Annotated in this window: 11 protein-coding genes; 3 read left to right on the top strand and 8 right to left on the bottom strand. The window is 65.1% G+C overall.

Annotation, left to right across the window (positions count from 1 at the left end):
• Window positions 1-32: 32 nt before the first annotated feature.
• A complete protein-coding gene (locus tag ACJWXQ_RS11015; RefSeq protein ID WP_406672813.1) occupies window positions 33-797 on the bottom strand; it encodes an SDR family NAD(P)-dependent oxidoreductase in 765 nt (254 codons plus the stop codon).
• Window positions 797-1,474: an alpha/beta fold hydrolase gene (locus tag ACJWXQ_RS11010; RefSeq protein ID WP_346052277.1), complete on the bottom strand. Its 678-nt coding sequence runs from the start codon at window positions 1,472-1,474 to the stop codon at window positions 797-799. The genes ACJWXQ_RS11015 and ACJWXQ_RS11010 overlap by 1 nt, the downstream gene beginning before the upstream one ends.
• Window positions 1,475-1,972: 498 nt before the next feature.
• Between ACJWXQ_RS11010 and ACJWXQ_RS11005 the strand changes: the two genes are divergently transcribed.
• A complete protein-coding gene (locus tag ACJWXQ_RS11005; RefSeq protein WP_406672812.1) occupies window positions 1,973-3,697 on the top strand; it encodes a serine hydrolase domain-containing protein in 1,725 nt (574 codons plus the stop codon).
• A 300-nt stretch (window positions 3,698-3,997) separates the two neighbouring features.
• Here ACJWXQ_RS11005 and hemF read toward each other — a convergent pair whose 3' ends face one another.
• Genes hemF through ACJWXQ_RS10975 form a run of 6 tightly spaced genes read right to left on the bottom strand, consistent with a single transcriptional unit; the run spans window position 3,998 to window position 10,853 of the window.
• Window positions 3,998-4,909 (bottom strand): oxygen-dependent coproporphyrinogen oxidase, encoded by a 912-nt coding sequence (hemF, locus tag ACJWXQ_RS11000; RefSeq protein ID WP_406672811.1) that lies wholly within the window; start codon window positions 4,907-4,909, stop codon window positions 3,998-4,000.
• Window positions 4,906-5,499: an L-threonylcarbamoyladenylate synthase gene (locus ACJWXQ_RS10995; RefSeq protein ID WP_406672814.1), complete on the bottom strand. Its 594-nt coding sequence runs from the start codon at window positions 5,497-5,499 to the stop codon at window positions 4,906-4,908. Before ACJWXQ_RS10995 ends, hemF begins: the two co-directional genes overlap by 4 nt.
• A gap of 27 nt (window positions 5,500-5,526) precedes the next feature.
• Window positions 5,527-7,971, bottom strand: a complete 2,445-nt coding sequence (locus tag ACJWXQ_RS10990) for a DNA topoisomerase I (protein ID WP_406672810.1) — start codon at window positions 7,969-7,971, stop codon at window positions 5,527-5,529.
• 10 nt (window positions 7,972-7,981) lie between these two features.
• Window positions 7,982-8,467: a DUF494 domain-containing protein gene (locus ACJWXQ_RS10985; RefSeq protein ID WP_346052287.1), complete on the bottom strand. Its 486-nt coding sequence runs from the start codon at window positions 8,465-8,467 to the stop codon at window positions 7,982-7,984.
• Window positions 8,468-8,475: 8 nt separating this feature from the next.
• On the bottom strand, window positions 8,476-9,615 hold the full coding sequence (dprA, locus tag ACJWXQ_RS10980; RefSeq protein ID WP_346052288.1) for a DNA-processing protein DprA: 1,140 nt from the start codon (window positions 9,613-9,615) through the stop codon (window positions 8,476-8,478).
• Window positions 9,616-9,641: 26 nt separating this feature from the next.
• Window positions 9,642-10,853, bottom strand: coding sequence for a LysM peptidoglycan-binding domain-containing protein (locus ACJWXQ_RS10975; RefSeq protein WP_406672809.1), 1,212 nt, complete (start codon window positions 10,851-10,853; stop codon window positions 9,642-9,644).
• Window positions 10,854-11,045: 192 nt separating this feature from the next.
• On the opposite strand from ACJWXQ_RS10975, the gene def reads away from it, so the two are divergent.
• Both def and fmt read left to right on the top strand, forming a co-directional pair.
• Complete coding sequence (def, locus tag ACJWXQ_RS10970) at window positions 11,046-11,591, top strand: peptide deformylase (RefSeq protein ID WP_346052292.1); 546 nt, start codon at window positions 11,046-11,048, stop codon at window positions 11,589-11,591.
• Window positions 11,592-11,686: 95 nt separating this feature from the next.
• A complete protein-coding gene (gene fmt, locus ACJWXQ_RS10965) occupies window positions 11,687-12,649 on the top strand; it encodes a methionyl-tRNA formyltransferase (protein ID WP_346052294.1) in 963 nt (320 codons plus the stop codon).
• Window positions 12,650-12,800: the final 151 nt, after the last annotated feature.

Raw genomic sequence — 12,800 nt, 5'->3', positions numbered from 1 at the left:
GCGCCCTTGGCGCTCTCTGCGCGAGGCCCCCCTCACTGCCTCAAATGCGAAGCCCCATTCACGTCGATAATCGTCCCGGTGGCAAACTCGGCCTCTTCCGAGGCCAGCCAGGTGACTGCCGCCGCCACGTCCTCGGGGGTGGCCACCCGCCCCAGGGGGCTCTGGGCGCGGATGCCATCACCCTCCGGGCCATCCAGCAGTTCACGAGTCATATCCGTTTCCACAAAGCCCGGTGCCACCGCCGCGACGCTGACGCCGCGCCCGCCCAGGGCCTGGGCCAGCGATTGGGTCAGGGCATTGAGTCCGGCCTTGCTGGCCCCATAGGCGGGGGCCTCGGGTTCGCCGCGAAAGGCGCCGCGAGAAGAGACGTTGATGATCCGGCCACGGCCGCGCTCGGCCATGCGCTGTCCAAACAGAAAACTCAGATGGGCGGGGCCGCTCAGGTTCAGCGCCAGAGTCTCTTCCCAGATCGCCCGCCAGTCCTCGAAGTCCATCTCCGCCACGGGCCGATGGCGGAAGATGCCGGCATTGTTGACCAGCACATCCACCGGGCCGAGATCATTCTCCGCCTCGGTGACCAATGATCGACAAGCCTCTACCTGATCCAGTGACGCCCTGAGCAGGCAATGACCCTCGCCGGGTAGGCTATCCAGGGCGGCCCGGGCGGTGGTCTCGTCATGGGCGAAGTGCAGACCCACCCGCGCTCCATCATTGGCAAAGCGACGGGCGCAGGCCAGGCCAATACCCCGGTTGCCACCGGTGATCAGAACCGCTTGCCCGGCGAAGCGCCCGGCCATCAGCTCTTGCCGTAAAGGTTGAGCAGCCAGGCCCGGATGTGGTCGATCTCTTGCGGGCAGACCGCGTGGGGCATGGGATAGGTGCGCCACTTGATGGGATAGCCCATGCGCTCCAGGTGGCGGAAGGAGGCCTCACCCAGGGTTGGCTGGACCACCGGGTCCTGGGCACCGTGGGCCATGAAGATGGGCAGATCCCGATTGGCCCCGCTGGCTTCCTCTTCCAGCTTCTCGGCCCGGGGCAGATAGGTGGACAGGGCGATCAGACCGCCGAGGCGCTCCGGATAACGCAGGGCCGCCAACAGCGCCACCGCCCCGCCCTGGGAGAAGCCGGCGATGACGATCTTCTCCGCCGGGATGCCCCGGTCGATCTCGTGGCGAATGAGGTGATTGACCGTCTCGGCCGATTGCTCGATGCCTTGCAAATCCTGGGGCGAGTTGCGTTCCAGGCTGACAATGTCATACCAGGCCCGCATGGCCATGCCCCCGTTCAGGGTCACCGGCCGCACCGGCGCATGGGGGAAGATGAAGCGCAGGGGCAGCACCCGCTCCAGATTCAACTGGGGCACCATGGGTTCAAAGTCATGGCCGTCGGCGCCCAGGCCGTGCAGCCAGATCACACTGCCCACCGGCTCCTCGCCGGTGCTCATCTCCAGGCAATCAATGCTCTGCTGGTTCATCGCGGTTTCCTGTGTCGAGTGCGCGGGCAGTTTAACAAATGCCCGAATGAGGCGGGGGTGGGGGAAGCCTCAAAAAACCTGGCCTCGCGCAGAGCGCGCCAAGGGCGCGAAGGAAAAACTTTTCTCGCGCGGAGGCGCAGAGGAAAACCTTTTTAGTTGTTGGCGGTGGGGGGTATCTGCCGTAGGAGCGGATTTATCCGCGATCGTGGCTTCGATCTGCCCCCTATCGCGGCTAAAGCCGCTCCTACGACGGGATGGCACATTCATCCCTATCCGACTGGTCACTATTCCTCTCGAAGTGTCAGGGCAAGAATACCCCCCCCCCACAACATAACCCATCTTTTCTTTGCGCCTCCGCGCTTCTGCGCGAGATCGCCTTTGACTTTTCTGCGCGCCCTTGGCGCGAGCAACTACTAAGGGTGCCCCGTTCAAGGGGTGGCACGGCTCGGGGGTGTCTTAGACGCTTATTTTGGATGAAAACCGAGGGAGGAGTCGGCCATGTGGTGGCGAGAGCGGGGATGGGTGAAGGGACTTTGGATTCTGTTGCTGTTGGCGTCGCTGGCCCTGGGGGGCGTCACTGCTTGTCTGGACAGTGGCAGCAATGGCGATGATGACAGCGGCAATGGCGCCGACAACGGTAACGGCGAAGATAATGGAGATGGCGATGATGGCAATGGGGATGACGGGGATGACGATGACCCCGAGGGCTTCGACGCCCTGATCCAGGCCTACCTGCAGGAGAAGTTCAGCCAGCATGCCGCCGACCCCTGTTTTGCCGTGGGCGTGGTGACGCCGGAAGCGATCGAGATCGGTACCGCCTGCACCAACGAGGCCACCGGGCAGGCCGTTGATGCGAATTCCCGCTTTCAGATTGGTTCCATCACCAAGCCCATGCTGGGCATTGTCACCCAGGCCGTGATGGCCCAGCAGGACCAGCCCGTGGACACTCTGGTGGAAGACTGGCTGCGTCCGGATGCCCAGATGCCCGACAATCAGGGCGTGGCAATCAATCTGGCCCATGTCCTGACGCACACCTCGGGCCTGGCCCGCTTTCCCGTCCCACCCCTGCCGGTCAACGATTGGGACGACCCCTACAAGGACATCAGCCCGGAAGCGTTGATCGATACCCTGAGCGATGAGGACAACATCCTTGAGAATCCGGTGGGCGAATACGGTTACTCCAACTACGCCACCATGCTCCTGACCGTCGCCGCCACCGACCGGTCGGACACCGATTTCGGCGATCTCCTGGATCAGGTCATCTTCGGCCCCGCCGGCATGAGCAGCGCAAGCCTGAGCGGTGATCTCATCCAGGGCCATACCGATGACGGCAATCCCACCGTGCCCTGGCAATTCCACGAGAATGTCGCCGGCCTGGGGGGTGTCCGCGCCTCGGTGTCCGACATGCTCGCCTTTATCGACACCAACCTTGGCGCCGCCGATGATCCGGATCTGGCCACCCTGTGGGAAGCACAGCAGTCTCTGGTGGATTTCGGAAACTTCCGGGTCGGATCGCTCTGGAACCTTGCCGACAGCTGGTACGAGGATGGCGAGACGCTGGTTTTCCACGATGGCGTGGTGGGTGGCTTCACCAGTTTTCTGATCTTCGAACGCCAGGGCGACCGGGGCGTGGTGGTACTGGCCGATACCTTTGGCATCGATGCTGCCGAGGGCATTGGCGATGAAGTGAGCGAGTTGGCCGCCATCCTGCTGGACCCGGAGGAGGAGCTGGAAGAGCCGACGGCCGCGCCCCTGTCAGAGGCCGGCATGGCCCGTGTTGCTGCCCGCGAGGCCTTTCTCGACACCGCACGCCAATTGCGTGCCCGGCGGGTGCCGTCGCCTGAGGCTGCCAACACCGCCCCGCAACTCCAAGCCAGCTGGCCCCTGAACGGGACCCGGCTGGAGCATTTCCCCGACCGGATTCAGCTCTCGGCCAGCTCCTCCCTGGATGCCAGCCGTTTGCATGCCGGGCAGATCCAGCTCGAACGGATCCACCCCGATGGCCGCGTGGAAGCCATGAAGCTGGATCAGCAGGCCATCAGGCTGGAGCCCCTGGATCAGCATGCCCACAGCTTCCGCCTGATCTTGCCTCGCGACCTCCAGGGCGAGACCGGTCACTTCCGCCTCCGCCTGCGCCATGACGGCCTCGCCACCGACCTGGCCGGCAGACCGCTGGATGACTTCAGCCTGCGTTTTACAGTGGGTGAGGTGGCACGGGACTGAGGTGGCTTGGTTCAAGGGCATGCCTCGGGCGGAGGGCGCCGAGGCTGCGGAGAAATTTAAGGGCGGCCTCGCGCAAAGGCGCTAAGACGCAAAGGAAAGGCATTGGCTTTGTTGGGGGCGTTTCCCGTAGGAGCGGATTCATCCGCGATAGCAGCCACACCGCAGCCCCAATCGCGGCTAAAGCCGCTCCTGCGGCAGATTACCCCCACCCACAACAAAAAGGTTTTCCTTAGCGTCTTAGCGCCTTTGCGCGAGGCCCGCCTTTGAATTACCAGGCCCCCTCATCCGAAGGCCCATCCCTCAAACCCAGTCGCGGGCAACCAGGTAGCGTTCGTAAAGCTCGGCTTCGGGGCTGCCGGGTTCGGGGTGGTAGTCGTACTCCCAGCGGACCCTGGGGGGCAGGGACATGAGGATGGATTCGGTGCGCCCGCCGGATTGCAGGCCGAAAAGGGTGCCGCGGTCATAGACCAGGTTGAATTCCACGTAGCGCCCGCGCCGGTAGAGTTGAAACTCCCGTTCGCGTTCGCCGTAGTCGTGGTCGCGGCGGCGCTGGACGATGGGCTCGTAGGCAGGCAGGTAGTGGTCGCCCACCGAGCGCATGAAGGCGAAGCTGGTGGGGAAGTCCCAGTGATTGACGTCATCGAAGAACAGCCCGCCGATCCCGCGCGGTTCATTGCGGTGCTTGAGGAAGAAATACTCGTCACACCAGCGCTTGTAGTCGGCATAGACCTCGGGGCCGAAATGGACGCAGGCCTGGTGGGCGGTTTCATGCCAGTGGCGGCAGTCCTCGTCGAAGCCATAGTAGGGGGTGAGGTCGAAGCCCCCGCCAAACCACCACACCGGGGCCTCGCCGGCTTTTTCCGCCACGAAGAAGCGCACGTTCATGTGACTGGTGGGGACATAGGGATTATGGGGGTGCATGACCAGCGAGACCCCCATGGCCTCGAAGCTGCGCCCGGCGAGTTCCGGCCGACGGGCCGAGGCGGTGGCGGGCAGGGCATCGCCCATCACATGGCTGAAATTGACCCCGCCCCGCTCGAACAGGGCGCCATCGCTCAGCACCCGGCTGTCGCCGCCGCCCCCTTGTTCCCGTTCCCAGGTATCGCGACGGAAGCGGGTGCCGCCGTCCAGCATTTCAAGGCGCTCGGTGATCCGGTCATGGAGGTCGGTGAGGTAATCCTTCACCGCCTGCTTGTCCACGCCCTCGCTCATGGTTTCTCGGCTCCGGCTCTCAGTATCCGACCGCTGGCAAGATCACGGATTTCGCTGGGCCCGCTGTAGTCGCCCACCGGTGCATCCAGAATGGCATCCAGGCCGCTTGGGAAGGCCTGGCGCACGGCGGCGGCAGTTCGGCAGGCAACGTCTCCGCTCAGGTTGGCGCTGGTGGACACCAGGGGGCCACGAAAGCGGCGGCAGAGCTCCCGGGCCAGATCATGATCCGGCACCCGAACCGCCAGGCTGCTGCGGCCCCCGGTGAGCCACTCGGGGCAGTCCTCGGCGGCCGGCACGATCCAGGTCACCGCCCCCGGCCAGCTTTCCTCCAGGGCCTGACGCTGCTCACGGCTCAGGGGTCGGATCAGGGACTCCAGTTGGGGCAGGGAATAGCCGATCACGATCAGGCCCTTGCGGCGTTCCCGCTGTTTCAGCGACAGCACCCGCAGCACGGCGCCCTCATCCAGGGCGTCGCAGCCCACCCCGAAGACGCCTTCGGTGGGATAGGCGATGACCCCGCCCGCCCGCAGCTGCTCGACGGCCTCGTCAAGTCCTGGGTGGTCGGCCAGGGTCCGGTCGGCCGGTGGCATGACGTGCTTGGAAGACATGGCCGGGGGTCAGGAGGCGGCGGACTTCTTCTTGCCGGCCTTCTTTTTCTTCTTGGCGGCTTTTTTCTTTGCCGCCTTTTTCTTGCCGGTCTTCTTCTTCGCGGCCTTCTTGCTTGCCTTCTTGGCCGCGCTCTTCTTGCCGGCCTTCTTGCGGCGGCCGAAGCGGCCCTTGCGTTCCGGCGCGTTGGCAATCATCTCCCGGATTTCCGGCAGGGTCAGATCCTTGGGGTCCCGGTCCTTGGGCACGCTGACATTCTTGTTGCCGTCCGTCATATAGGGCCCGAAGCGACCATTGAGCACCCGAATCCCCTCGTCGGGGAAATCCTGAATGATGCGGTTGGCGTCGGCCTTCTTCTTTTCCTCGATGATCTCCAGCGCGCGGGGCAGCTCGATGGTGTAGACATCGTCGTCCTCGCCCAGGGAAGCGAACTTGCGGCCGAACTTCACATAGGGGCCATAGGGCCCGATATTGGCCTGGACCGGCTCCCCGTCCGGGGTCTCGCCCAGGTCCCGGGGCAGATTGAACAGGGCCAGGGCCTCGTCCAGCTCGATCTCGTCCATCTTCTGGCCCGGACGCAGGCCGGCAAACTTGGGCTTTTCCTCATCGTCCTTGGTGCCGATCTGCACGAAGGGTCCGAAGCGGCCGAAGCGGACCGTGACCGGCCGCCCGCTCTTGGGGTCGGTGCCAAGCTCACGGGCCTGAACCGCCTCTTCCCGGGTCACCGTCTTTTCCTTGTCTTCCACCCGCTCCCGGAACGGCGTCCAGAACTCTCGCATCAGCGGAACCCAGTCCTTCTCGCCCCGGGAGACGGCATCCAGCTCGTCTTCCAGGCGGGCAGTGAAGTCATAGTCCACATAGCGGGTGAAATGCTTGGTGAGGAAATCATTCACCACCCGACCCACATCGGTGGGCTGGAAGCGCTTGCGGTCCATCTCCACGTATTCCCGGTTCTGCAGAGTGGAGATGATGGAGGCATAAGTAGACGGGCGACCGATGCCGTACTCTTCCAGCGCCTTGACCAGGCTCGCTTCGGTGAAGCGCGGCGGCGGCTCGGTGAAATGCTGATCGGTAATGAGCTGCTTGAGGGCGACCATTTCCCCTTCTTCCAGGGGCGGCAGCAGCTTGTCGGCGTCGTCATCGCCCTTGGCGTCGTCGCGGCCTTCCTGATAGACGGCGATGAAGCCCGGCTCCACCAGTTGCGAGCCGGTGGCGCGAAACTGATTGCCCTCGCCACAGGCCAGGTCCACGCCCACGGTATTGAACAGGGCCGGGACCATCTGACAGGCCACGGTGCGCTTCCAGATCAGTTCATAAAGTCGGAACTGATCGTGGTCCAGACGGCCCTTGAGGGCATCGGGATGACGGGCGGCGGAGGTGGGGCGGATGGCCTCGTGGGCCTCCTGGGCATTCTTGGACTTGGTTCGATAGCTGCGCGGTGCATCCGGCACATTGTTGCTGCCATAGCGCTCGTCGATGACCGAGCGGATCTCGTTCACCGCTTCGGTGGCCAGGGCCACGGAGTCGGTCCGCATGTAGGTGATCAGACCCACCGCGCCTTCGCCCAGATCAATGCCCTCGTAAAGGCTCTGGGCCAGGCGCATGGTGCGCTGGGCGCCGAAGCCCAGCTTGCGCGAGGCTTCCTGCTGCAGGGTGGAGGTGGTGAAGGGCGGCGCCGGATTGCGGCGGCGCTGTTTCTTTTCCACCTTGGCCACCCGCAGTTCACCATTGGCGGACTGCTTGAGATGGGCTTCGGCCTCGTGGGCCTGATCGCCATTGGTGAAGCTGAACTGCTCCACCTTCTCACCCCGGTAGCGGGTGAGCTTGGCCTGAAATGCCTGGGCATCCTTGGCCGCCTCGGCCTCGATGCTCCAGTACTCCTGGGGCTCGAAGGCCTCGATTTCCCGCTCGCGCTCGACAATCATGCGCAGGGCCGGTGACTGCACCCGGCCGGCGGACAGGCCGCGCTGAATCTTCTTCCACAGCAGCGGCGAGAGATTGAAACCCACCAGATAATCCAGGGCGCGGCGGGCCTGCTGGGCGTTGACCAGCTCCCCGGACATGCTGCGGGGGTTCTCGATGGCGTTCTTGATCGCGCCCTTGGTGATTTCGTGAAAGACCACCCGATGGACCTGCTTGCCGTCCAGGGAGCCCCGCTCCTTGAGCAGCTCCAGCAGATGCCAGGCGATGGCTTCCCCTTCCCGGTCGGGGTCAGGGGCCAGATAGAGGGCGTCGGCCTTTTTCAGGGCCTTGTCGATGGCATCCACATGCTTCTTGTTGCGCTCGATGACCTCGTAGCGCATGGCGAAGTCCTGATCCGGGCTGACCGCGCCTTCCTTGGGGACCAGGTCACGGACATGGCCGTAGGACGCCAGCACCTTGAAGTCCTTGCCCAGGTACTTCTCAATGGTGCGGGCCTTGGCAGGCGATTCCACGATGACCAGGTTTTTGCTCATTACGCCTCTCTTAGTGCAAACGGCCCGGGGTCTCTTCGAAGACCAGGTCCTCCATCCGGGCGTATTCCTCTTCCTGGCCGGGCTGGTTGAACAGCAGCATCAACACAATCCACTTCACCTGGTCCAGGTCCACGGCCGCTGATTCCAGCGCCATGATGCGATCAATGACCCGTTCCCGCTGGATCGGGTCGAGAATGCCGATCTGTTCCACATAGATCAAAAAGCCCCGGCACTCCGGCGAGATCCGGCTGTTCTCTTCCGGGCTGAATACCCGCGTGGCGCGAGTGGCGCCGGGCGGGCTGTCCAGATTGTCGCCGTCGGCGGCCAGATCCTCCAGCCACTGAAAGGCCTTGTGAATCTCGCCCGCGGGGAAACCGGCCTCCTGCAATTCGGTAAACAGGGTTTCCTGGTCGGTCTCCTGTTCCTCCATGTCTTCATGCATGTAATTCTCGAAGAGATACATGAGGACATCGAGCACGTTTTCCTTGGTTCGCATGCTAGTCGTCAGCTCCTGCGCGTGTAGCGGCCACCCGGGGCGGATTCGACGCGACCCTCCAGCTCTAGCATCAGGAGCATGGAGGATACGCTGGCAGCGGTCAATCCAGAGCGTTCCACGATTACATCCACCGGCGTGGGGGAATAATCCACCGCCGCCAGCAATGTCTGGTAGGCGGGATCGCTCTCGGAGTGATCGGCTTGTGCTGGCGCGGATGTTGTCTGAGTTGAATTCGCGCCCTGCTGTTCCAGCAGGCCCAGACCCCGCAGCTCCTCGAAAATGTCGTCGGTGGATTCCACCAGCTTGGCCCCGGCACGGATCAGTCGGTGACAGCCGCGCGCCAGTGGGTTGTGAATCGATCCCGGCACCGCAAAGACCTCCCGGCCCTGCTCGGCGGCCAGGCGGGCGGTGATCAGCGAACCGCTGCGAAGCGCCGCTTCCACCACCAGAGTGCCCAGGGAAAGGCCCGCGATTATACGGTTTCTGCGGGGGAAATGGCTACGTTGGGGCTTGACGCCGGGAGGGAACTCGGTGACCACGCAGCCACTTTCGGCAATCCTGTCAGCGAGTTGGGCGTTGGATTTGGGGTAGACGATATCCGGCCCGCAGCCGGTCACCGCCACCGTGGGCCCGCCGGCCCGCAGGGCGCCGCTGTGGGCGGCGGTGTCCACGCCCATGGCCAGGCCGCTGACGATGACCAGCCCCATGCCGGTCAGGGTTTCGGCAAAGGCCTCGGCGGTCTCTCGTCCGCCACGGGTGGGATTGCGGCTGCCCACCATGGCCAGCGCCGGATCGCGCAGATGGCTGGGGTCGCCATGGCAATAGAGCAGGGGCGGCGGGTCGCTGAGCTCCCGGAGCAGCGGCGGCCAGTCCGGGTCGGTTTCGCGCAGCAGGTGATGGTGTTCGCCTTCCAGCCAGCGCAGGTCGGCTTCCACCGACGCCCAGTCGGGTTCGCTGAGCTGGGCCCGGGCCTTGTCGCCCAGGCCGAACTCGGCCAGCTCAGCGGCCGGGGTTTCGATCAACTCACGGACACTGCCGAAGTGGGCCAGCAGACGCTCGCGGACACTGGCGCTCAGCCCGCTGACCCGCGCCAGCGCCAGCCAGGCCGCCAGATCTTCTGCCGCTGTCTGCTTGGAAGATTCCCCCAATGTGTCCAAAGCCCCTGCCGCAAGCGTCAGCGAGGTTCCCGCATCTGCCGGGTGCGAATGCGATGGCGCGGGTTGAGGATGCGGTCGCCTTCGGAGATTTCCCGTTGGGCCTGCATGACCAGGGCATAACTCACCTCGTCATGCACCCGGTAGATCATCACCAGGCCAATACGCTCGTCCGGCAGGCGGACCCGCTCACCGAACAGGCCTTGCTCACGGTCACGCACCGTTTCACCCCGCTGGAAGACATCCAGCACATGCCCGGGTTCGAGGCCGTGATTCGTGCCACGGTTGAGCACCACCGTGTCGTGTTGGCTGATCATGTCGCCTTCTTCCAGGCCGCTGACGATCACGCCTTCGATTTCGGCTTCCGGCGCCCGGGGATAGAAGTCCCGGTGCAGGACCCGATCCTCGATGGGGAAGAGTCGGTCCCCCTCAAGGGCCTCGCGCACTGCCCGGGTCACGAACAGGGTGGCCGGGTCGCCGCCGCGAACAAACTCCGCTTCTCCGACGAAGATGGCCTCCTGGCCCAGGGCGCGGCCACTGTCCGGATCGCGATAGGTCTGACCCGGGCGCAGGATGGTGTAGCGAGTGGCATCGCTGTCATTGAAGTTGCGGACATAGATATTGTCCCCGGCGCTGGTCATCAGGCGGCCGTCCGCCGAGCGCAGCAGATAGGGAGCATTGTCCATCATGTCATCGGTGAGTACCTGCGGGCGGCGCAGCAGCGGCCGGATGGCGTCGGCCGGCACATAGGGCACGGCGCGGGGCAGGTCCTCGTAGCGGATGCGGGGGCTCAGGCGTTCGATGTCCAGGGTGGTGAGGTAGATCTCATCGTCCCGGCGCACCTCGATGTGCGGGCGGTCATCGACATAGAAAAGGGTGATCACATCACCGGGGTAGATCAGGTGAGGATTGTGGATCTGCGGGTTGATATGCCAGATCTCCGGCCACAGCCAGGGATCGCGCAGGAACATGTTGGAGATATCCCAGAGGGTGTCGCCCCGTTCCACCACGTATTCCCGCGGTGCCCGCTGGGCCGGCTCGAACTCCCTCGGCTCCTGGATTTCTTCTTCCTGCGCGGTCTCGGCAACCTGCTCCTCCGGTTCCTCGGCGGCCGGTTCGGGCTCCGGCGTGGTGCCGCAGGCGGCCAGGAACAGGGCGGGGACGAGGGCGGCCCAGATGGGCGGCCGGATTGCTGCCGACGAAGTGCGGCCGGGTTGAAATGCCTTGGACATCGGGTCTGGCTCCCCTTCTGATGGCTCGCGTCTGCCGGGCGGACGGTTGGGAACCCCCTGCAGAGGCGTCTGTCCTATTGACACGGCCTGCAATGCGGTTTTCGCACAGGCTTTCTAGTACAATAGCAACTTTAGCAGCAATCTCACTGGAATTGCACGATTTCTGCCCGATATGGGGCAGCGGGAGCAAGCATGGCCAAGATGACAATCCTGCGTTTTCCGGACCAGCGCCTGCGCAAGAAGGCCAAGCCGGTGGACAAGGTGGACGACGAAATCCGCCAACTCGCCGACGACATGCTGGAAACCATGTACGACGCCCCGGGCATCGGTCTGGCCGCTACCCAGGTCAATGTCCAGAAGCGGTTGTTGGTCATCGACGTCTCCGAGGACCGTTCGGAGCCGCGTGTCTTCATCAACCCGGAGATCATCGAGCAGCGCGGCGAGGAGATCATGGAGGAGGGCTGTCTGTCGGTCCCCGGCATCTTCGCCGAGGTCAAGCGCGCCGAGTGGATCAAGGTCCGTGCCCTGGGTCGTGATGGTGAGCCCTTCGAGCTGGAAACCGACGGCCTGCTGGCGGTCTGCATCCAGCATGAGATTGACCACCTCAACGGCAAGCTGTTCGTGGATTATCTCTCCGAGCTCAAGCGCCGCATGGTGCGCAAGCGCCTGGAGAAGGAGCGCCGCGCCATCGAGGCCGGTCGCCTCGAGCCGGAAAAGCCCAGCCAGCCGGTTATCTGAGGCGCGCGCCCCTCGCGGCGCGCGTCCCGCACTGCCAATCGGGATCGCCGGCCCTGCCGGCGGCCCGTTCAGCCCCCTTTTGATTGGAAGCCCGCATGACGAAGTCGGACAGCCCGTTGCGCATTGTCTATGCCGGAACCCCCGAGTTCGCCGTGCCCGCCCTGGAGGCGCTGGCCGATTCTCCGCACCAGCTCGTCGCCGTCTATACCCAGCCCGACCGACCCGCCGGCCGTGGCCGTCAGCCGCGCCCCTCGCCGGTCAAGCAGGCCGCCCTCGCCCGTGACATCCCCGTCCATCAACCCCAGCGCCTGGATGCCGAGGCCCGCGAGGTGCTGGCCGGTCTGGCGCCGGATCTGATGGTGGTTACCGCCTACGGCCTGATCCTGCCCCGGCCCGTGCTCGATCTGCCCCGCCTGGGCTGCATCAACATCCATGCCTCGCTGCTGCCGCGCTGGCGCGGGGCAGCGCCCATTCAGCGGGCGATCGAGGCCGGCGACCCGGAGAGCGGCATCAGCATCATGCAGATGGACGAGGGTCTGGATACCGGGCCGGTGCTGGCCCGCTATCCCCTCGCCCTGGCCGCCGATGAGACCGGCGGCAGCCTGCATGATCGGCTCGCCGCCCTGGGCCGGGCGCACATTGTTGACTGCGTGGACGCCCTCGCCGCCGGCAGGCTCACCGCCGAGCCACAGCCCGAGGCGGGGGTGAGCTATGCCCGCAAGCTGGACAAGGCCGAGGCCGATATCGACTGGCACCGTCCGGCCATCGAGATTGAACGCCAGGTGCGCGCCTTCGACCCCTGGCCGGTGGCCCAGACCCAGTGGCGCGGCAAGGCCCTGCGGGTCCATGCCGCCGAGGCTCTGACCGAGTCGGACAGTCAGGCCAGCGGCCGGCCCGGCGAGATTGTCGCCGCGGGCCGGGAGGGTGTGCTCGTCGCCACCGGGAGCGGCCTGTTGCAATTGAACCGGGTTCAACTGCCCGGCAAGAAAGCGGTCAGCGGCGCTGACTTTGCCAACCGGGGCGTGGCCGCGGGCGAGTGCCTGGGAGCCCCGGCGTGAGCGGCTCACCTTCCCCAAGGGTTCGGGCCGCCCGGCTGGTGGATACGGTCATGGCCGGTCGCGGCAGTCTGGCCGAGCACATGGTCCAGGCCCGGGAGGGGCTCGAGCCCCGCGATGCGGGCTTCATGCAGGCCCTGGTCTATGGCTGTCT

Source organism: Natronospira sp. (assembly GCF_007134575.1).
Classification (GTDB): domain Bacteria; phylum Pseudomonadota; class Gammaproteobacteria; order Natronospirales; family Natronospiraceae; genus Natronospira; species Natronospira elongata.
This window is presented reverse-complemented; position numbering and strand designations above follow the sequence as displayed.

What these genes read in the sequence shown, in the direction of transcription:
- fmt (WP_346052294.1), top strand. Translation starts at nt 11,687, where the DNA reads ATGACGAAGTCGGACAGCCCGTTGCGCATTGTCTATGCCGGAACCCCC.
- ACJWXQ_RS11015 (WP_406672813.1), bottom strand. Translation starts at nt 797, where the DNA reads ATGGCCGGGCGCTTCGCCGGGCAAGCGGTTCTGATCACCGGTGGCAAC.
- ACJWXQ_RS11010 (WP_346052277.1), bottom strand. Translation starts at nt 1,474, where the DNA reads ATGAACCAGCAGAGCATTGATTGCCTGGAGATGAGCACCGGCGAGGAG.
- ACJWXQ_RS10985 (WP_346052287.1), bottom strand. Translation starts at nt 8,467, where the DNA reads ATGCGAACCAAGGAAAACGTGCTCGATGTCCTCATGTATCTCTTCGAG.
- ACJWXQ_RS10975 (WP_406672809.1), bottom strand. Translation starts at nt 10,853, where the DNA reads ATGTCCAAGGCATTTCAACCCGGCCGCACTTCGTCGGCAGCAATCCGG.
- ACJWXQ_RS11005 (WP_406672812.1), top strand. Translation starts at nt 1,973, where the DNA reads ATGTGGTGGCGAGAGCGGGGATGGGTGAAGGGACTTTGGATTCTGTTG.
- def (WP_346052292.1), top strand. Translation starts at nt 11,046, where the DNA reads ATGGCCAAGATGACAATCCTGCGTTTTCCGGACCAGCGCCTGCGCAAG.
- hemF (WP_406672811.1), bottom strand. Translation starts at nt 4,909, where the DNA reads ATGAGCGAGGGCGTGGACAAGCAGGCGGTGAAGGATTACCTCACCGAC.
- ACJWXQ_RS10990 (WP_406672810.1), bottom strand. Translation starts at nt 7,971, where the DNA reads ATGAGCAAAAACCTGGTCATCGTGGAATCGCCTGCCAAGGCCCGCACC.
- ACJWXQ_RS10995 (WP_406672814.1), bottom strand. Translation starts at nt 5,499, where the DNA reads ATGCCACCGGCCGACCGGACCCTGGCCGACCACCCAGGACTTGACGAG.